At 39.0% G+C, this 19,313-nt stretch carries 16 protein-coding genes; 11 read left to right on the top strand and 5 right to left on the bottom strand.

The window, feature by feature from the left end:
* The first annotated feature begins 53 nt into the window (after nt 1-53).
* Entirely contained in the window at nt 54-734 is a 681-nt protein-coding gene (locus tag ACEQ81_RS10345) for a DUF2461 domain-containing protein (RefSeq protein WP_411030812.1), read from the top strand.
* Here the strand turns inward: ACEQ81_RS10345 and ACEQ81_RS10340 are convergent.
* The gene (locus ACEQ81_RS10340) at nt 726-1,133 is read right to left on the bottom strand and encodes a glyoxalase (protein WP_411030811.1); all 408 of its coding nucleotides are present in this window, start codon (nt 1,131-1,133) and stop codon (nt 726-728) included. The genes ACEQ81_RS10345 and ACEQ81_RS10340 overlap by 9 nt on opposite strands.
* A 161-nt stretch (nt 1,134-1,294) precedes the next feature.
* Between ACEQ81_RS10340 and ACEQ81_RS10335 the strand changes: the two genes are divergently transcribed.
* Nucleotides 1,295-2,191, top strand: a complete 897-nt coding sequence (locus ACEQ81_RS10335; RefSeq protein WP_411030810.1) for a DUF72 domain-containing protein — start codon at nt 1,295-1,297, stop codon at nt 2,189-2,191.
* Here ACEQ81_RS10335 and ACEQ81_RS10330 read toward each other — a convergent pair.
* Together ACEQ81_RS10330 and ACEQ81_RS10325 are read right to left on the bottom strand one after the other, a co-directional pair.
* The gene (locus ACEQ81_RS10330; protein WP_411030809.1) at nt 2,188-3,045 is read right to left on the bottom strand and encodes a phosphatidylserine decarboxylase; all 858 of its coding nucleotides are present in this window, start codon (nt 3,043-3,045) and stop codon (nt 2,188-2,190) included. The genes ACEQ81_RS10335 and ACEQ81_RS10330 overlap by 4 nt on opposite strands.
* 6 nt (nt 3,046-3,051) lie before the next feature.
* Entirely contained in the window at nt 3,052-3,501 is a 450-nt protein-coding gene (locus ACEQ81_RS10325; protein WP_411030808.1) for a nuclear transport factor 2 family protein, read from the bottom strand.
* Nucleotides 3,502-3,681: 180 nt separating this feature from the next.
* On the opposite strand from ACEQ81_RS10325, the gene ACEQ81_RS10320 reads away from it, so the two are divergent.
* Nucleotides 3,682-4,407 (top strand): alpha/beta hydrolase, encoded by a 726-nt coding sequence (locus ACEQ81_RS10320; protein ID WP_411030807.1) that lies wholly within the window; start codon nt 3,682-3,684, stop codon nt 4,405-4,407.
* 35 nt (nt 4,408-4,442) lie between these two features.
* Here ACEQ81_RS10320 and ACEQ81_RS10315 read toward each other — a convergent pair whose 3' ends face one another.
* A complete protein-coding gene (locus tag ACEQ81_RS10315; RefSeq protein ID WP_411030806.1) occupies nt 4,443-5,732 on the bottom strand; it encodes a dipeptidase in 1,290 nt (429 codons plus the stop codon).
* A gap of 180 nt (nt 5,733-5,912) precedes the next feature.
* Between ACEQ81_RS10315 and ACEQ81_RS10310 the strand changes: the two genes are divergently transcribed.
* Genes ACEQ81_RS10310 through ACEQ81_RS10285 form a run of 6 tightly spaced genes read left to right on the top strand, consistent with a single transcriptional unit; the run spans nt 5,913 to nt 15,598 of the window.
* Nucleotides 5,913-7,709 (top strand): ATP-binding protein, encoded by a 1,797-nt coding sequence (locus ACEQ81_RS10310; protein WP_411030805.1) that lies wholly within the window; start codon nt 5,913-5,915, stop codon nt 7,707-7,709.
* Between the two features lie 6 nt (nt 7,710-7,715).
* Nucleotides 7,716-8,087: a response regulator transcription factor gene (locus ACEQ81_RS10305; RefSeq protein WP_411030804.1), complete on the top strand. Its 372-nt coding sequence runs from the start codon at nt 7,716-7,718 to the stop codon at nt 8,085-8,087.
* A 3-nt stretch (nt 8,088-8,090) separates the two neighbouring features.
* Nucleotides 8,091-10,562, top strand: coding sequence for a hypothetical protein (locus tag ACEQ81_RS10300; protein WP_411030803.1), 2,472 nt, complete (start codon nt 8,091-8,093; stop codon nt 10,560-10,562).
* Nucleotides 10,555-11,982 (top strand): glycosyltransferase family 2 protein, encoded by a 1,428-nt coding sequence (locus ACEQ81_RS10295; protein ID WP_411030802.1) that lies wholly within the window; start codon nt 10,555-10,557, stop codon nt 11,980-11,982. The genes ACEQ81_RS10300 and ACEQ81_RS10295 overlap by 8 nt, the downstream gene beginning before the upstream one ends.
* Nucleotides 11,983-11,988: 6 nt before the next feature.
* Nucleotides 11,989-14,373, top strand: a complete 2,385-nt coding sequence (locus ACEQ81_RS10290; RefSeq protein ID WP_411030801.1) for a sulfatase-like hydrolase/transferase — start codon at nt 11,989-11,991, stop codon at nt 14,371-14,373.
* Between the two features lie 43 nt (nt 14,374-14,416).
* The gene (locus ACEQ81_RS10285; RefSeq protein ID WP_411030800.1) at nt 14,417-15,598 is read left to right on the top strand and encodes a YaiO family outer membrane beta-barrel protein; all 1,182 of its coding nucleotides are present in this window, start codon (nt 14,417-14,419) and stop codon (nt 15,596-15,598) included.
* A 471-nt stretch (nt 15,599-16,069) separates the two neighbouring features.
* On the opposite strand, the gene ACEQ81_RS10280 is transcribed toward ACEQ81_RS10285, so the two are convergent.
* Entirely contained in the window at nt 16,070-16,933 is an 864-nt protein-coding gene (locus tag ACEQ81_RS10280; protein WP_411030799.1) for an RNA polymerase sigma factor RpoD/SigA, read from the bottom strand.
* Nucleotides 16,934-17,156: 223 nt separating this feature from the next.
* Here ACEQ81_RS10280 and ACEQ81_RS10275 point away from each other — a divergent pair, with 223 nt between their 5' ends.
* Together ACEQ81_RS10275 and ACEQ81_RS10270 are read left to right on the top strand one after the other, a co-directional pair.
* Nucleotides 17,157-17,666, top strand: coding sequence for a DUF6155 family protein (locus ACEQ81_RS10275; RefSeq protein ID WP_411030798.1), 510 nt, complete (start codon nt 17,157-17,159; stop codon nt 17,664-17,666).
* Between the two features lie 131 nt (nt 17,667-17,797).
* Nucleotides 17,798-19,309: a DEAD/DEAH box helicase gene (locus tag ACEQ81_RS10270; RefSeq protein WP_411030797.1), complete on the top strand. Its 1,512-nt coding sequence runs from the start codon at nt 17,798-17,800 to the stop codon at nt 19,307-19,309.
* Nucleotides 19,310-19,313: the final 4 nt, after the last annotated feature.

Raw genomic sequence — 19,313 nt, 5'->3', positions numbered from 1 at the left:
CCATTATCCAAAATGGTTAACTTTAGCTTAAAATTGACCCATTAATAGAGAATATGCAGCAATCAGTGATCACCAAGGAGATATTCGCTTTTTTAACCGACCTTAAAAACAACAATACCAGGGAATGGTTTACAGACCATAAGAAAGAATTTAAGGCTTATGAATCTGAAGTAAAAATGTTTTTTCAGCAGGTAATGGAAAATCTTAAAATCCACGATGATATTGAGAAGATGAAGATGTTCCGTATTTATAGGGATGTTCGTTTTTCTAACGATAAAACACCTTACAAGCCACATTTTGCCGGGTCTTTTTCTAGGGCAGGGGCCAGGTTACGGGGTGGATATTACCTTCGAGTTAAACCCAAGGAAACTTTTATAGCTACCGGGTTTTGGGAACCAAACAAAGAAGATCTTTTTAGGATTAGAAAAGAATTTGAATTGGACGCTTCCGAAATCCGAGGGATAATCAATGCTAAATCCTTTAAACAGATTTGGGGCAATATGGAGGGTGATGAAGTAAAAACGGCACCCAAGGGATTCGATAAAGAACATCCCAATATAGATCTTATAAAAAAGAAGCAATTTATTTTTGTTCGTAATTTTTCGGATAAGGAGGTATTATCGCCAGATTTTATAGACGAATTGGATCAATCTTTTAAAGCAATACGCCCGTATTTTGATCTAATGAGCGATGTACTTACCACAAACCTTAACGGAGAGTCCTTATTAGACTAGCATTGGTTTTTCTAACAATAGGATCTGATCTTTTACACGGTCAATTACCATATTCATCATGCGCTTGTTTAGCGAAGACGAATTTGTGATGTAGGCCTCGTATTCCTCTACGGTAAACTGGCCTATAATCATTCCTTTTAATGAATTACGGAATTTGATGTCTTTCTGGATGGCATTTTCCACGTACTCCATCCGCTTCTCCAGAGACATCTCGTGAAAGGCGTTTTTATGTTTCACAATATAATTGCGAAAGGCTGCGATCAATAAAAAATTTTGAAGTTTAATTACCGGACGGAGCGTTCTGTTCTGAAATTGTTCATCATCGCTCATATCGTCACTAACCCTTGCGGAAGGAATCTGCGGCCTAATTTGCAGCAGGTTTCGAGACCTGTCGTTCATTGCATACTGGTTTATATAAAGATAAATGTTTCCGAAACGGGCCTTCAATGGTTGTAAATTAGTTTTTAACGTGGTTATGAACATATAATTTCAACCAAAAATGGTCTTATGGAACATAATGCCTAATTTTATAAATTATACGTAACGAGAGATAGAAACCTATGAAATTTGGAAAAGTAGAACATCCGGAATTAATAGATTTTACCATTCCACCAGATCACCCCGATACCGAGGTGGTACTTACAAAACATAACGCGAAAGACCAGCCCTTACAGGTATATATCGGATGCGCCAAATGGAACAGGCAAGATCTAAAAAACTTTTATCCCAGAGGAACTAAAGATGAACTTGTCTATTACGCATCCCAATTCAACAGCATAGAGTTAAATGCTACCTTCTATAGAATTTTTCCTGCTGAGCAATATCAAAAGTGGTATGAGAAAACGCCTCCTCATTTTAAATTTTTTCCAAAGATCGCCAACGAAATTAGCCATTTACGTAGGCTTAACGATCAGGTATACCCCACAGTGGATAGGTATTTGGAGGTTACCGCCAATTTAAAGGAAAAACTGGGCACTATTTTCTTGCAGCTCCATGGAAATTTTGGCCCTAAGAATTGGGATAGGGTAGTACGATTTGTGGAATATTGGCCTAAGGAGTTTTCGCTGGCCATGGAATTTAGGCATGCGGAATGGTTCAGTGATCCGGTTGTTTCCCAAGAGTTATATCATCTTTTAGAAAGCAATTCCATTGCCAATGTTTTAGTAGATACAGCAGGGAGAAGAGATCTTATGCATATGAGACTCAGCAACAATGAAGCCTTTGTCCGTTATGTTGGTGCAAACCACGAAAGTGATTATGACCGATTGGATGATTGGTGCAAACGATTAAAGATTTGGTACGATCAAGGACTTCGGAACATTCATTTTTTTGTTCACCAAAATCTAGAATTGGAATCCCCCTTGTTATCGGCTTACTTCATTGAAAAAATAAATGATGTATTACCCGTTGATTTGGTGATTCCTAAGACGCTGGTAAAACCAAAAGAGCTTTTCTAATAACTATCGCCTACTTCTACAAATGTATTTTTGGAATGGAATTTTGGACTTTTCGGTGCTGCCATACAGCAGGTAGATCCTAAATAAAAAAGTGCTATTTCCTGTAATTTCTCTACATGCTCCCCTAGGGCAATCTTTTTGGGCAAAGCTATTGTACCAACGGCCGGGCCACCTACTATGGACAAATACCATACCTTGCCCTCTTCGTCGGTGATATCAATATTATATCGCTCGTTCCTAAAAGCCGGTAAGGATGGGTTCTGCTTATATATCCAGGGCCTTAGCACAACTAAATCCCCTGGGACATGTTGAATACGGGAAATATACCCGGAAATAGGCGCATGTATTCGATGGTAATTCTTGTTATGTAAAAAAACATTGGTGAAACTATAGTTATCGGGGATTACGGCTTCATCTACTCCAAAAATGGTTGCAACCGTACGTTCATCAGATTTTACTTTGCTGGTAGCTATTTGCCCTACCTTGCCTTCATCGCAAAGTAGGCCCTCGCATGGCCATACATGCGGACTGCTATTCTCTGGGGTGGCCTTAAACTCCCTAATAAAAAAATCTTGGAAGCAATCAAAAGTTTTTTTCCCATGTGGTGGCTTAAACCTACTTAAATAGTCCTTATCCCGATAGTTGACTTTTATGTAAGGTCTTATCATCCACTTAGAATATGGTTTTTCATAGGCAGATGCATAAGAAGCGGAAATCTTCTTTTGTATGTTACTTGGTAGATTGCCCCATATACTAACCGATAAGAATTTGTATAAGTTAGCTCGCCATTCGGGAACCTTGAATACGGTGAAATAAGAATCGGAACGGGTAGAAGTTTGGTAAGTTGTCTCCATAATATGCTAGTTCTTTTGCTTTTGGTCCCACAAAACATTTACAATTTTCCACTGACCGTCCATTTTGGCCAGATGCATATAGTCGTAGAAGTCGTATTGATTTGTACCTGCTTTTATACTAGCTATTTTACCATCTATATCTAAAATTTCAACATTTACTTTCAGTGGTTCATCGGGTAGTTGGGCATATTTTTTACCATCCAATTTGGTAAGCGACACCAATTCCGTATACCCCATATTTTGTAAAAGCTGAAAGCCTTCGCGCTCAACAACGTGCCTTTTGGCAACTTCATGGTGAATGGCATTTTCCATTTGCGATTGGTTACTGCTATAGTAACTTTCCATATAATCTACCGCAGCCTGTCTAATGGCCTGTTCATCTGACGACTGTGCAAGAATAATATGCGAAAAAATGGATAGGAGGAAAGCAATGAAATATTTAACGATAGTTTGCATGCGAAGTTGAGTTAGGTTTCCTAAATGTATTTTTTTAAGGCTTTACCTAAAAAGGAATTAAGAAAAGTTTATTTAAAACTTAACATATTTTGCGAAAGAGTTTTAATTTTATGTTAAATTATCTACCACTGCGGTTGCCATTCCTTTAATGGTTACTTTTATTTTCTAAACATATCGATTATGAGATTAATGGTGTCAATGGCTATAGCTACCTTTGCCTACATTTCGGCTCAAGCCCAGGAAACAATAAAATTTGAATCGGGCGATGGGTTGAAAATAACTGCAGATCATTATAAAAAAGATGGGGCAAGCACCTATATCCTATTATTTCACCAAGCAGGTTGGAGCAGGGGAGAGTATACCGAAATAGCTCCAAAACTAAATGCTATGGGCTACAGTTGTTTGGCTGTTGACCTTAGATCTGGCGGAGCGGTAAACGGAGTTAAAAATGAAACCCACGAGCAGGCCGAAACAGAAGGCAAATCTACAAAATATGCCAACGCATTTCCAGATATTGAAGCGTCGGTGGACTATGTAAAAACTGCGTTTAAACCTAAAAAGATAATTCTTTGGGGAAGTTCTTATTCCTCTGCCCTTGTTTTGAAATTCGCGGGTGATCATCCAGATTCAATTAACGGGGTCTTATCTTTTGCACCCGGAGAATATTTTGAGTCCAAAGATTTCATAACCCAAAGTGCCAAGAACATTACGGCTCCGGTTTTTATCACTTCGGCCAAAAACGAACATAAAAACTGGGAATCAATTTTTAAAGTCATATCAGCTCCCGGCAAGCAATATTACTTACCGAAAACCCCAGGCAACCATGGTTCAAGGGCTTTATGGGAAAAATTTGGGGACCATGAGGGCTATTGGGAAGCAGTCATTAAATTTCTGAAATCCATATAGCTAAGTTGCATCAAGAAAAGTGTTTAGTTTAGGGGTTAGGACCCCGAGGAAGAGGCGGCAAAGGCCTGAACTTCGTCTAGGACACGTAATAAATTGCCTCCCCATAGTTTCGCAATTTCCTCTTCTGAATACCCTCTTTTAACCAATTCTAAGGTTACATTGAACGTTTCGGAAGCATCGGACCAGCCTTCAATGCCACCACCACCGTCAAAGTCCGAGCTTATACCCACATGTTCCAGCCCTATGAGTTTTACCATATAATCGATATGGTCTACAAAATCGCTAACATTTACAGCGGCAGGCACATCCTCGCGGTTCTTTATCAAATCCTCGGCAATGCTGAGTACTTTGGGGTAATTCTCCAAATAAGCTTCTTTCTGCTGATCATTAAGTGTGCCAAGGGCAGAACGTTCGTGCCATTCAATGTTTAGGGAATCTGCCACCTTTTGGTGCACTGTCTTCATATAAGCGGCCCGTTGATTATGCTTCTCCGTGTTCAAATAAGCACTAAATGCTACCGTCTGTACCACGCCGCCATTTTCCTTTAAGAGCAATAGCATCTCATCATCCAGGTTTCTGCTATGATCACAAAGGGCGCGTGCAGATGAATGCGATGCTATTACAGGTGCTTTGGAAAGTGCTATCGTTTGTAATATTGCCTCCTTGGACGGATGAGAAATATCAATCATTATTCCAAGTCTATTCATCTCTTTTACAGCATCTTTGCCTAGTTCACTTAAACCATTATGTAACCAAATATCATCTTCTTCCCCAGTGTTGGAATCGCTAAATTGGCTGTGGCCGTTATGGGACAAAGAAACATAACGAGCGCCCATTTCGTGGTATTTTTCAAAATTGGAAATATCCAATCCAATTGGATAGGCATTCTCCACCCCGATCATGGCTACCTTCTTGCCCTGAGCATGAATATTGCGTACATCATCGGAGGTAAGGGCCAATGCCATCTCGTTAGGTGCAAATTCCTCACAAAGGCGATGAATGGCCTTAAATTTGGCCATGGCATTCTCTTTGGCCTTTGCATATCCTTCAGCGTTTAAAGAATCCTGTCCGGTATAAACAATAAGCCAGCTAACATCCAAACCTCCCGCCTTCATCTTGGGAAGATTTACTTGGGTATCCAGGTTTTGGGAATAGTTTATACTATCCGTAAAATTTTTAACATTTATATCGTTATGGGTGTCCAAAGTAATCACCTTTTCATGAATTCGTTGCGCTTTCTGTTCCATGGTTTCATTGTCTTTTTTTGCCTGCTCTCCACAGGACAATAGGATTAGCGTAGATAAAAAAAGGGTAGCTCGTTTCATAGTGGTTCTAATTATACCTACAAATAAAGCATTTTGACAACATAAAACGAAGGGTAGGTAACATTTAATTGCATAGGGGGCTTGAAATGAGGAGTTTTAATCCTATAACAACCAGAATGTTAAGGAAACTAAGCAATAGTTTATTTTCTGTTTTATAAATCGACTCAAATCTAAAGCCAATTGAAACCCAAAGACCTACTCGTTCACTTATCCCATTTGGAAGCCAAACTCAATGATTTTTCCTTTGAAGAACTGACCACTGATGAGGCTTCTAGTCTTAAAAATTCTTTTCACGCCTTTAAAACAAATCTAGAAGGAAAAGTTTTCGGAGAACCTGTTCAAATTTCAACTATCCATAAAAGCACGATAGGAAGAGAACCGATCCGTACCGATAAAGAAACCGATGATCACAATAAGGCGAAATTAGATAAGACCAGTGGTATGCTTATTGCAACAGTAAGCCATGAAATGCGTACTCCCCTAAACGGTATCATAGGGTTTACGGACCTTTTGAAGGAAAGTCAGCTCAGTGGTGCGCAGAAGAATCAGGTAGATGCCATACAGTCCGCTTCCCGTACACTCTTGGAAATTATTAACGAGCTTTTGGAATATTCCAAACTTAGGATCGGTTTAGAGCATTTCGAATCTGTTGATTTCAATTTTTATCGCATCGTTAAAGATGTAATGTACCTGTGCAATACGCTTATAGTGGACAAAAATGTAACGCTTAAGGTAGATATGGAAGAGGACATACCCGAAGTTTTGAAAGGAGATCCGTCCAAATTATCTCAGGTATTGCTAAATCTTTTGGGTAATGCGATAAAATTTGTTGAAGAGGGAAGCATTAGCCTTCGGGTAAGAAAGAAAGGCCAACCCGCAGGAAATTTTCTTTTGGAATTTGAGATAAGCGATACCGGAATAGGTATTTCGGAAGATAACTTGAAGAACATTTTCGAATCTTTTAGGCAAGCCGAATTTACTACACATAAAAAGTACGGAGGATCCGGATTGGGTCTCAGTATCGTTAAGCAAATTATAGAAAACCTAAACGGAAATATTAGCGTTTCCAGCAAATTGGGCGTGGGAACCACATTTAAGTTTGTACTGCCCTTTGAGCAAGGTTCTGGTTCGTATAAACCAGAACAAAATAAGCCTGCCGTTACCATGGAAGCCAATAAGGCTTTGGTAAAGGGCATGCGAATCTTGGTTTTTGAGGACAACCTTTTAAACCAAAGGCTTATTGAGCAGAGACTCAGAACCTGGGGATGTAGGGTGCATATTACGGACAATGCCCTGTACGGCTTGAATGTATTGGAAAACCATAAAATAGATATGGTTCTTATGGATTTGCGCATGCCCGTTATGAACGGATTTGAAGTCTCCGAACGCATAAGGCATAGTACCAATAAATCCGTTAAAAACGTCCCGATAATAGCGCTCACGGCCGATTTTACAATTAGGGACGAGGAGCAGTTCGCGGTTAGCGGAATAAACGATTACATTTTAAAACCTTACAGTCCGGAGGAATTGCTTCAAAAACTGATCAAGAGTAAAAAGGACATGGATTCCATCTATGCCATTGAAGCCGAACCTATGGAACAACCTGTTGTTGATGCCCATAAGACCTCAAAAGTAAACCTCGCCAACATTTTAAAAGAATGTCAGGGAGAAATGATCCTTTTAGAAGAGTTGGTAGTGTTATACAAGCAAAATGTATTGGAGTTTATAGGTAAAGTTAGGCTCCATCTCAACAATAAAAACATGGAGGAGATAGAATTTGCCGCACATAAAGTAAAATCCGGCTTGGCTATGATGGGCGCATTTAGTTTGCACAAATTGGCCGCAGAAATATATAACGTAAGTCGCACGGACAAGGACGCAAGGCATTTGGAATTTTTATACGGTTGCTTTCTGGAAGAGTATCCTATAGTGGAAACGGCCATTAATGCCGAATTAGAGAAATTGGGGAAGAATTAAGAAATAATGGACAAAAAAACGCTTTTGTTGGCGGAAGACGATGAGCTCTTGGCTTCTTTGCTTCACTATAGATTGGAAAAGGGCGGTTACAAAGTAAGCCATGCCCATGACGGTAAGGAAGTAAAGGAATACTTAGCGTCCAATGTACCCGATATTATTGTGAGCGATATTATGATGCCCTATTTCTCGGGAATTGAGCTCATTGATTTTGTTAGAAATGAACTAAACAGCCAAATACCTATAATCATTTTGTCTACCGCCGGTAATGAAGAAAATGTATTGAGTGCTTTTAAACTTGGTGCCAATGATTTTGTATCCAAACCCGTAAGTCCCTCTGAACTGATAGTACGGGTAGAGCGCGAGTTAAACAAAGTGTAAACTGTGAAAATAACAAGCCTTACATATAAGGGATATGCCTTATTGGACGCCCCAAGGATAAACACCGATCTTCTTTGGGATCTTACTTCCTTGTTTGTAGGCTTGGCCGGGGTTTACCTACTTTTTGTTTTTTTCTTCAGAAACAGGTTTTTTAGGAATTCTAAGAAAACGATCGAAAAAAAGAAAGCGTTGGCCTTTATGCTGGGCGATTTCCTCTTCTATGAAGAGAATGCCTCCAAACAGGAAAAAAGCAATTATATAAACCTTAAGGTAGAAGTGAGGGAACTTATTAGGGACGCTTTTACACGACGTCTTTTAGCCGAGATACTGTTAGATCTCCAAAAAGATGTGTCTGGAGATACCCTGAAAAGACTTTTTAAGCTGTACCAAGATCTAGGATTACATCAGGATGCCTATCTAAAACTTAGAAGTTGGCGTTGGGAGGTGGTCTCCAAAGGTATCTTGGAACTAACCAAAATGCAAGTACTAGATTCTTATCCCTTTATTACTCGGTTCCTTAACGACAAACGTAGCACTATTCGCAAACAGGCAGAAATTGCAACAGTTACCCTTAAGCACGAAGGGATCAACTTTTTTTTAGACTCTACGCGCTATAGAATTTCGGAATGGCAACAATTAAAATTGCTCGATGTTATTAGAAATTTTGAGGATTTTAATCCTCCCAGGTTTAAAGTATGGCTAACCTCTAAAAACAGGGATGTAGTATTGTTCGCCCTTAGGTTAATAAAATATTACAAGCAAAACGATGCCAACGCGTCCATTACCCAACTGGTAAAACATAAAAATGATCAAATAAAGACGGAGGCCATCAATTGTATTAAGGAATTTTGCGTTAAGGAAGCCTTGGATACCCTAAAAAATGTGTTTTGGAAATGCCGGGTAGATATAAAACTACTCATTTTGGATACGGTGGCCGCATTGGGAGATGAACAAGACTTAACTTTTCTACAATTGGTTGAAAAGAAAGAAACGAACTTCATAATTAAAAGTAAAGCTTTAGGCTCAATTAATAGTATTTCACCAGAACATGTGATGCCCGTGGAAGGAATGGATAGGCATTTGGATACAGTTTCTTGGGAAGAAGAAGCTTTAACTCTAGAAGCCACCTCCACAGAAAATAACACGGAATCTGAAGAAGCATCTATTCTTGTGGAAGACGAGTCACCGATGGTAGTTGAAACAGTGAATCAGGAGTCCATAATACTTTCAGACTCGAAAGAAGAGGAACCCGAAGTAAGCTACCAAGAAGAATCCGCAGCAGAAATAGAAACAACGGATACCATTACCCATTTAGAAGTCTTCGCAGAAGAGGTATTGGATACTTCCGTTAAACAAACCATGGATGAAATCATCATGGAATTTGAAATGCTGCCAGAAATGGAAAATGATGAAGAGGTAGCTATTGAACTAGATTTTCTGCCCCTAGTTGTGGATTGTATGGATGAACAGACTTGCGAGAGTTTTGATTCAGCAACGGATAACCTACCAAATTTTGAAGTAGCTTTTAAAGAAGTGCATGCATTGGAACACGATGAAATAGGTACCTCGCAAAATTATGATGAAATAACATGTCCTGAGTTCGATTTTTCACCAGCAACCGAAGTCGATGATGAGCAAGAACCAAATCTTCCCATAGCTACAAACGGCAACGACTATCCCGAGACCAAAAGTGTCTTTAGGAAATTATACTTTGATAAAGACCTAACCAATAAAATATTATTGCTAGACACTATTGGCGATGCAGGAGACAAAAGGGAAGTGCCTTTGTTAAAGGAAATAATTGCCCATGAGAAAAATATACCGTTAAGAGATAATGCCATGGAAGTATTGAACAAAATAACGGGAGAAAAATATAGATTAACAACGGAAGATACCTTACTTAATTTAGAAGATTTAAAGAGTTGCAGCGTATTTAAACCTTTGTTCATGGTGGGTGACAACAACTCCAGACTTATGTTGTTAGATCAGATTGCCGAACTGGGAGATCAGAAGGAAATGATATTTTTGGATAGCCTGCTTCAAGATCCCGATGAACAGATCAGGGATAAAGCCTCTGAAGTAAAGCAAATATTATATGAAAAGATTACGGGCGAAAAACCCGTGGTAGACTCGAAAATACCTACGACCAAGTCCGATGATGAGCACGATTTAATGCCGTGGCTCATTGATATGGACCTAGCGTCACAGTCCAAAACTACAAACACAGAAAAACAAGGCTCCCCTTCTGAAAATGATGTGGATATGGCGTTTATGCCATTGGAAGTATCCTTTCTGTTAGACGAACTAGAGATAAAACCTTCCATACCATCTGGCGTTTTTGATATCGATTTTGAACTTTCGGCTGCATCCGACGAAACTAAGGACAACTTAGAAGAGATCGTCACTACAGAAAATACATTTCTGGAACAACTACTTGCCCTCCCTACAAAAATCTTAAGTAAAATAAATGGGTAGCGGCGTTTTCGATATCATTTTGGAATACATAAACATTGTTTTTTTGATGTTTACCGTAGTCTTGTTTTCCATGTTCAGTTTCATGGGTTATCTGTCAACACGGAACTCCATTCACTACAAAAACAAGAACAGTTTTGGTGACCTTTCCAAAATAATGGCATCGCCCTTGGCACCAGGCATCACAATAATAGCGCCGGCATATAATGAAGGGATGAACATTGTAGAGAATATACGTTCCCTACTTTCCTTAAAATATGTCAACTACGAAGTTATGGTGGTAAATGATGGAAGTAAGGACGATACCCTAGAGAAAATGATCTTGGCGTATGATCTAGTAAAGATTGAACGTAAAATAGATCCAGACTGGAAATCCAAGCCTATACGAGGTATTTACAAATCCACACAGGCGTCTTTTTCAAAATTGACTGTGATCGACAAAGAAAATGGTGGTAAATCCGATGCTTTAAATACTGGGATTCAACTTTCAGAGAACAAATATGTAGGTTGTATAGATGTGGACTGTCTTTTGTTGCCCGATGCGCTTTTACATGTGGTGAAATCGTTTTACCAAAGAAGTAAAAAGCGTGTGGTGGCGGTAGGGGGAGTTATCCGCGTTGCCAACTCCTGTATAATTGGGGGAGGCACTTTAGAGGAGATCCGTTTGCCTAAAAATTGGCTGGCAAAGTTTCAATTGTTAGAATACACAAGGTCCTTTATCCTTGGCAGAATGGCCTGGGGCCGCATAGACAGCCTTTTGATAATTTCTGGTGCCTTTGGCTTTTTTGATAGGGAAATAGCCTTAGCCGTAGGCGGATACGATACAAATACCGTTGGGGAGGACATGGAAATTGTTTTTAAGATGCGCCGCTATATGCACGAGCGTAAACTGCCTTATACCGTAGAATATATTCCGGATCCCTTATGCTGGACAGAGGTTCCGGAAAGCCTAAAAATACTTGTCAATCAACGAGATCGTTGGTCTAGGGGTAATTTGGAAACCTTGCACAAACACAAGGATATGTTTTTTAACCCCAAATATGGTAGATTGGGCATGCTTAGCTATCCCTACTGGTTTTTTTATGAATGGATGGCTCCATTGTTAGAGTTTTTTGGTTTTTTCTCCATTTTGTTATTCTATTATTTAGGGATCTTAAACTGGGAATTTTTTGTGGCCATAACTTTTACGGTATACTCCTTTTCTATAATGTTCTCTTTTTATGCCATCCTCTGGGATGTGTATTCTTACAACGAATACAACAAAACCAAAGATATTCTAACCCTTATGTTATGTGCAATTATAGAACCTATTGTATTTCATCCCATAATTGTATGGGCCGCCGTTAGGGGAAATTATAAAAAACTGTTTAAGGTAAAATCTGGCTGGGGAACCATCACTAGGAAAGGATTTGCCAAAGCTTAAATGAGTATGCAAGCAGATAACAAAATATCGACCCATAAGCCCAGAAAACCTTTGAAGGATTTCATTAGGTTGGTATTTGCATTTTTTCTCAGCCTAACGATCCTTGCACTATATCAGCAGCTTAGACTTTACAGCAGTGGTGTTCTGGATAGTTTTATAAACAAGAGTTTTTTTATCCTCATATTGCACCATATCGGTTTTACCGCACTATTGGCTCTTTTCCTCGCTTTTGGTTTTAATTTTCTCGAAAACAAAAAAGCCGGTAGGGGTTTTAATATAATCAGCGGTGCCCTTTTGTTGCTTTTGCTAATAGAGGCACTTTTAACGGAATACTATGTGCAACGCTATGAGATATTAAGCGCTTATACCTTGGCCGGTGCAAATTTAAATGCCTTTTACGTGCTGCTAACTCTGGCCTTGGCCTTGCTACTTATAGCGCCATTATTCTATTTTTTCCATAAGATTACAGCAGCGGCATATAATCTTATTAGCAAAATGTATCCGTTTACCATTATTTTATTCAGCCTTTTCTTAGCCACTTTAAACTCTAATAGAAGGCCCATTAATGAGAACAAGACCCAACACTTAATAACGAGTATCGTAGATGATGTTTTTGATTTCAATAAATATGAAGGAAAAGCGGAGTATCCATTTTTAAAGGCTTTTGAACCCAACGACAGTCTTGGGGAGTTGCTACAGCTGAAAACCGAAAAACCAGATATTGTGGTCTTGGTAATAGATGGTCTTGGTGCCCAGTTCTTGGGTAAAAAAGCAACTTATAAAGGATTTACCCCTTTTATGGATAGTTTGATGCAAGAGTCACTTTATTGGAGCAATTTCGTGGGCAACACTGGCGAAAGTACGGCCTCCATTCCAACCATATTGGGTTCTTTACCCTTTGGTAAGAACGGCTTTACAGAATTGGATAAGCTTCCCAATAGGCACACGCTATTTGGGCTTCTAAAAAACAATGGTTACAGCACCGCCTTTAATTATGGGGGAAATAGCTCCCTAGGGCATTTGGATAAATTCTTGAACGAGGAAAGGGTAGATCAGGTCCTGGACAGAAAAGGCTTTGGGCCACATTTTAAAATACAAGAAGAAGATGCCGCCGGCATTTCCCTTGGTTATCCAGATATGGAGTTGTTTAGAAAGTGGCAAAATTTACCCGGTTTAGATCAGGGTCCAAAATTGGAAGTGTTTCTTACGCAAAGTACCAAAAGGCCATTTTTAATACCCAATCAGAAAAGTTATATCAAAAAAGTAGAAGATATTACCTCCAAGGCTCGGTTAACCAAGCGTTCATTAAAACTAATAGATCGGAACAAAGAAATATTTGCAAGTGTATTGTACGCCGATGAATCCATAAAAAGCTTTTTGGGAAGTTATAAGAAAAGGCCAAGATTTAAGAATACCATTTTCGTGATTACCGGGAGTCATAGTTTAAACGATCTTCCCCACGACAATGAATTAGGCCGTTACCGTGTGCCACTTTTAGTTTACAGCCCTTTGGTGAAGTCCCCAAAACAAATTTACACATTGGCCTCGCATTTAGATATAATGCCTTCCGTAATTGCCCTGCTTCACCAAAAATACAGACTTAAACTACCTTCAAAGGTGTCGTGGTTGGGTACCGGACTAACAAACAACCCTATTTTTGAGCCGAAAAAAGAGATTCCATTATTTCGAGGTAAAAATAATATAAGAGATTATATACAGGGTAGTTACTTCTTATCTAGCGGCAAGCTTTTTACCCTAAACAAACAGCTAGAACTTTTAGAAACCGATGACAATGTCCCAACAGAGGAAATAAAGAAAAACTTTAAATATTTCAAAGGCGCCAACAAATATGCAACCACAAATAATAAGATTATTCCTAAGGCCCTTAGCTCCTTCACCAAGTTGGACGATAGTTTTAGCAAACAGGAAATGATATGGATAAATAGTGTGTTTAACGGTGAGGATTTTGATAATGCCTATAAAACAGCTAGGAGTTTGGCCTTGGACAATGATCCGGACCGCGCGTTGTTACTTTGTAGATATGTTCTTTCCAAGATCCCGGGCCATGCCGATACAGAAGTGCTAATGGGTAGAGTGCACGCCTGGCAAGGTAATTATGGGGAAGCCATTACCATTTTAAAGGAAACGGTTCGGAAATATCCTATGTATTCAGACTGCTATAGCGCCTTGCTCGATGTTTACTTTTGGTCGGACAAGCATAGTCAGGCCCTCGTTTTATACGACCTCATTAGGCGTAACGGCATGGACAATCGGGATATAAAAAATAAAATGGATAGGGTGTACCTAAAACTAGGTAAGGATGCTCCCTTTAATAAAATAGATTCAGGAGAAAATCAAAAAACAGCGACTCTATTGGAGTCCGATCTTTAAAATGAAGATAGATAAGTTGCTTATTGGTTTACTACTTTGGTTAATGACAGCCCCTTTGCTTGCTCAGGAGGTGGCATATGCAGGTGATCCCGATGCTTCCTTTTTAATCGCAAGGGATTTGGCGTTCGATAATAATCGCATTAAGGCCAGGGATACCCTTAAACACATTTTAACCACATATCCCAATTATACAGATGTCAGGGAATTGCTTGCAAAAACCTACAGCTGGGACGGGGAATATACGGAAGCTAGAAAAGAGTTCAACAAGATTACATCAACGGTAAGGGATAATAAAGCGGTATGGATTGCGGCAGTGAAAAACGAAATATACGCAAAGAACTATCCAACGGCTTTAGGTCTGGTAAATAAAGGGCTAAAATACCTGCAGGGAGATACGGATCTGCTTCAGCTAAGAAATAAGGTACTATTGGAAATTGATAAGGGGCAAGCTGCCCTGTCCCTAGCCATCAGGGATTCCTTAGAAATAAAGACGTTTAAAAACAGGGTAGGCTTAACAAATGCATTTGAGGTTTTTGATATAGTATATGAACCTATGTTCAATTCTAGTTTGGAATATAGACGAGATACTCGCTATGGCAGTGCTATACCGCGTATAAACTATAGCAACCGATTTGATTTAAATGGTTTGCAATACGAGGTAGATCTATATCCCAAATTTTCAAAGACCTTCTATGGTTATCTTAACTACGGATATTCCGATGCATCAATTTTTCCAAATCATAGGATAGGGGCAGAGTTATACGCCAATCTACCCAAATCCATCGAAGCTTCCCTAGGTGCAAGGTATTTGGATTTTACGGACAGTAAGGCTACTATATTCACGGGTTCTTTGGGGTTGTACAGGGGCAATTACTATTTTTCGATGCGGCCCTATATCACTCCAAGATCGGACAACCCAACCAGTTTCTCGGGTAGCCTCTTGGCACGAAAATATCTAAGGGATGGGGAGAACTACTTTGGAATAAATCTGGTTTATGGCAATGCCCCGGAGTTAAAACAACTACTTGTAGATGACGTACTTCTTGCGGAAAGTTTGCTGTATATAGAATCGCAACAAATACTTTTGGAGTATCAATTTACCCCAAAGGACAGGCCCAACATATATAGAGCTCATTTGGGGCTTAACCGGCAAGAACTGGTATTCGATGAAGGTACCTTTTTCTGGGCTGTAACGGCCGGAATAAACTATCAGACCAAGTTCTGATTTAGGTCGTTGACCTCTACAATTGGATAGGTTTACAACAAAAAAGACAATATACACCACATTTTGTTGTTATAGCTAAAGAGATTGAATATGTTTACTATATAATTATTGGATCCCAAGTCTCAACAATTAAAACCAAAGCTTACCATGTTATATGATACCTACGGAGAGGAATACCTAACGTTCCTTCAAGAATTAAATGAAATTTTAAGTTTAAATGAGTTAGCTGAACTGGACTATATTTAGTCCGGTCTGGCTGCTTTTATAAAACCCCCCAAACTATGGCAAGACATAATCACGACAATGTAGCTTATTTGAATTTTATCGAAGATTTAAATGAAATCCTAGTGGACTATGATATTAGTAGATTGAACTATTCATAGTTACAAAGGCAAATAAACTAAAATGAAAAAGGAGCTTACGGCTAGTAAGTTCCTTTTTTGTATTTGTAATTTTTAATAATCGCAATAATTATCCCAAATAGGTCTTTAGTAATTTACTGCGCGAGTTATGTCTAAGCTTACGGATGGCTTTCTCCCGAATTTGCCGAACCCGCTCCCTGGTAAGATCAAATGTCTGCCCAATTTCGGCAAGGGTCATGGACTGTTGATCCCCAATGCCATAATAAAGCTTTACCACATCTGCCTCTCTAGGCGATAGCGTTTCCAATGCCCTGTTGATCTCCGTATTCAATGACTGCTGCATTAACTGCATATCTGGCTTGGGAGATTCGCCTGCCCTCATAACGTCATACAAATTGGAATCTTCCCCCTCTTTTAATGGGGCATCCATAGAAACGTGCCTTCCCGAGTTTTTAATGGACTGTTTTACCTCGGAAACCGTCATTTCCAATTCCTTGGCAATTTCTTCGGCAGAAGGAGGTCGTTCATGAGCTTGTTCTAGATAGGAGAAGGTTTTCTTTATCTTATTGATAGAACCAATTTTATTCAACGGCAAGCGTACCACACGCGATTGTTCTGCCAATGCCTGGAGAATGGACTGACGAATCCACCAAACGGCATAGGAAATGAATTTAAAACCTCTAGTCTCATCGAAACGTTTGGCAGCTTTTACCAAACCTACGTTTCCTTCATTGATCAAATCCGGAAGCTTTAAGCCTTGGTTTTGATATTGTTTGGCAACGGATACTACAAACCTAAGATTTGCGTTTGTAAGTTTTTCCAGTGCCGCTTGGTCTCCTGTTCTTATTTTTTGTGCCAATTCAACTTCCTCATTGGCGGTAATTAATTCTATTTTACTGATATCTTGCAAATACTTATCCAACGATTTGGACTCCCTATTGGTCACCTGCTTGATAATCTTTAATTGCCTCATATATTACGCTTGGATTTAGTTGTTGTATAAACTCTCATTATACATCTTTATTATGGATTATCCAAATAACCTAAGACATACTTATACCCATTTTATTAAGAGGAAAATCTTTTCAAAAATGGGCTTAAAATCCCATAAGTATTACACTTACATATAGTATTTTTGGTAAGGGTATTTGGTAATCCCAAAAGCGATATCCGTTTATAATCAATCAGAATGGTGTATGAGCAAAAGAGCTTTGAAGAAATATGTTTCGGAATTAAAGAAAAAAGAGTTGGAAATCCAGTTAATGGATCTTTATGAGCGGTTTCCTGTGGTTAAGGAGTATTACAACTTTGTTTTTAACCCCAAAGAGGAAAAACTGATACAGGAAGCGAAAATTAAAATTTCAAACGAGTATTTTCCGGTAAAGCGAAGGAAACCCAAAGCTAGGCGTTCTGTGGCCCAAAAGTATATTAAACATTTTGCCAAGCTCGGGGTTGAGCCTCATTTGGTCGCTGATATTATGTTGTACAATATGGAAATAGCGCAATCGTATTCCATGAACAAAAATGTTCCAGAAGCATTTTACAAAAGTATGTTGAATTCTTTTGATGAAGCAGTACATTACATATCCGTTAATGGGCTATTAACTGGTTTTAAGGAAAGAATCGTTAAAATTTATCTAACTACCCAAGAACAGGGGTGGTCCCATGCAGAGCGCTTTTCTCGAACACTGGATATTCTGGATTGATACCTGTAATTAATTTTCAATTTCTGCTGTAATATTTCGTTTAAGTATAAAAATCCGCTAGTTTTGCAAAATTGATGTTTCGCCAAACACCTCGTTACCCATCGAATTAAAAATAAAAACGGCCTACGCATTTGGAAGTACAAACAGACAAGATTGAAAAGACCCTCTATGATTATCAGATGGAGGACTTAAATACTATTTTCAAGTATTTTAAAGAATCTCCATCAGATGTCAATTTACTATATCAACTCCCCACGGGCGGAGGTAAAACCGTGGTTTTTTCTGAGATAGTCCGCAGATATATCAAAGAGACAAAAAAGAAAGTTGTAGTCCTTACACATCGGATAGAACTAAGCTCTCAAACTTCCAAAATGCTCCATGGCTTTGGGGTAAACAACAAGATCATCAATAGTGATGTAAAAGAACTCAAGGATCAGGACGACTATATGTGTTTTGTGGCCATGGTGGAAACACTTAACAATAGGCTGCAAGAAGAAAAAGTAGAAATCAATAATATAGGCCTTGTTATTATAGATGAGGCACATTACAATTCTTTCCGTAAGCTGTTCAAATATTTCGAAAACTCTATCATCCTTGGGGTTACCGCCACACCTTTAAGTTCTAACATCAAATTACCGATGAAGGACAATTATCAAAAGCTTATAGTGGGCGAGTCTATTTCGGCATTGATCAAAAAGAAGTTTTTGGCCAAGGCCAACATGTATAGTCACGATGTGAGTCTGCGTGGTTTAAAATTAGGGATCAATGGGGATTATACCGTTAAATCTTCCGATGAGCTCTATGGTAACCAGAGTATGTTGGGGAAACTCCTAAGCGCCTATGAGGAAGTGGCCAAGGGCACAAAAACACTGATATTCAACAACGGTATCAATACGTCCAAATACGTCTATGACGTCTTTAAAAAAGCGGGGTATAACATACGCCACCTAGATAATAAGAACACCGTGTCGGAAAGACGAGAAATTCTTCAGTGGTTTTCGGAAACACCCGATGCCATATTATCATCGGTCAGTATTCTTACAACGGGTTTTGATGAGCCCACCGTAGAGACCATTATGTTGAATAGAGCTACCAGATCACTTACACTATATTTCCAAATGATCGGTAGGGGATCTAGGATATTGGCCAATAAGAAAGAATTTACCGTATTGGATCTTGGCAATAACGTGGCAAGATTTGGTATGTGGGATGCTCCAATGGATTGGCAAGAAATATTCCACTTCCCGGATTTCTTTCTAGAAAATATTAAGAATGACGAAGATATAGAGCGCGAATTTGTTTATGAGATGCCTGTAGATTTAAAGGCCAAGTTCAGCAAATCGGACGTTATTGGTTTTGATATCAAAGAAGAATATAAAAAAGTATTTGCCCAAGGCCTTAAATCAAAAACAGTTTTAGAAAGGAGCATAGAGCAACATGCAAAAATATGTGTGGAAAATAGCGAAGATGTTTTCGATGCCAGGCTACTTGCAAAAGAACTTAAGGAAGAAATTGCCTATAGGGTACGCCAATATTCCTATTGCATAATGAACAATACCAAAAACTATAAAGAGTGGTTAGAAGAAGACTACGAGCGTAAACTTCGTCTGAACATTTCTCAAAAGTTTGCGGCCAAGATGTAGCGTT

It is taken from the genome of Spongiimicrobium sp. 3-5 (genome assembly GCF_046557915.1).
In the GTDB taxonomy this organism is placed as follows: Bacteria; Bacteroidota; Bacteroidia; order Flavobacteriales; family Flavobacteriaceae; genus JBHEBG01.
This window is presented reverse-complemented; position numbering and strand designations above follow the sequence as displayed.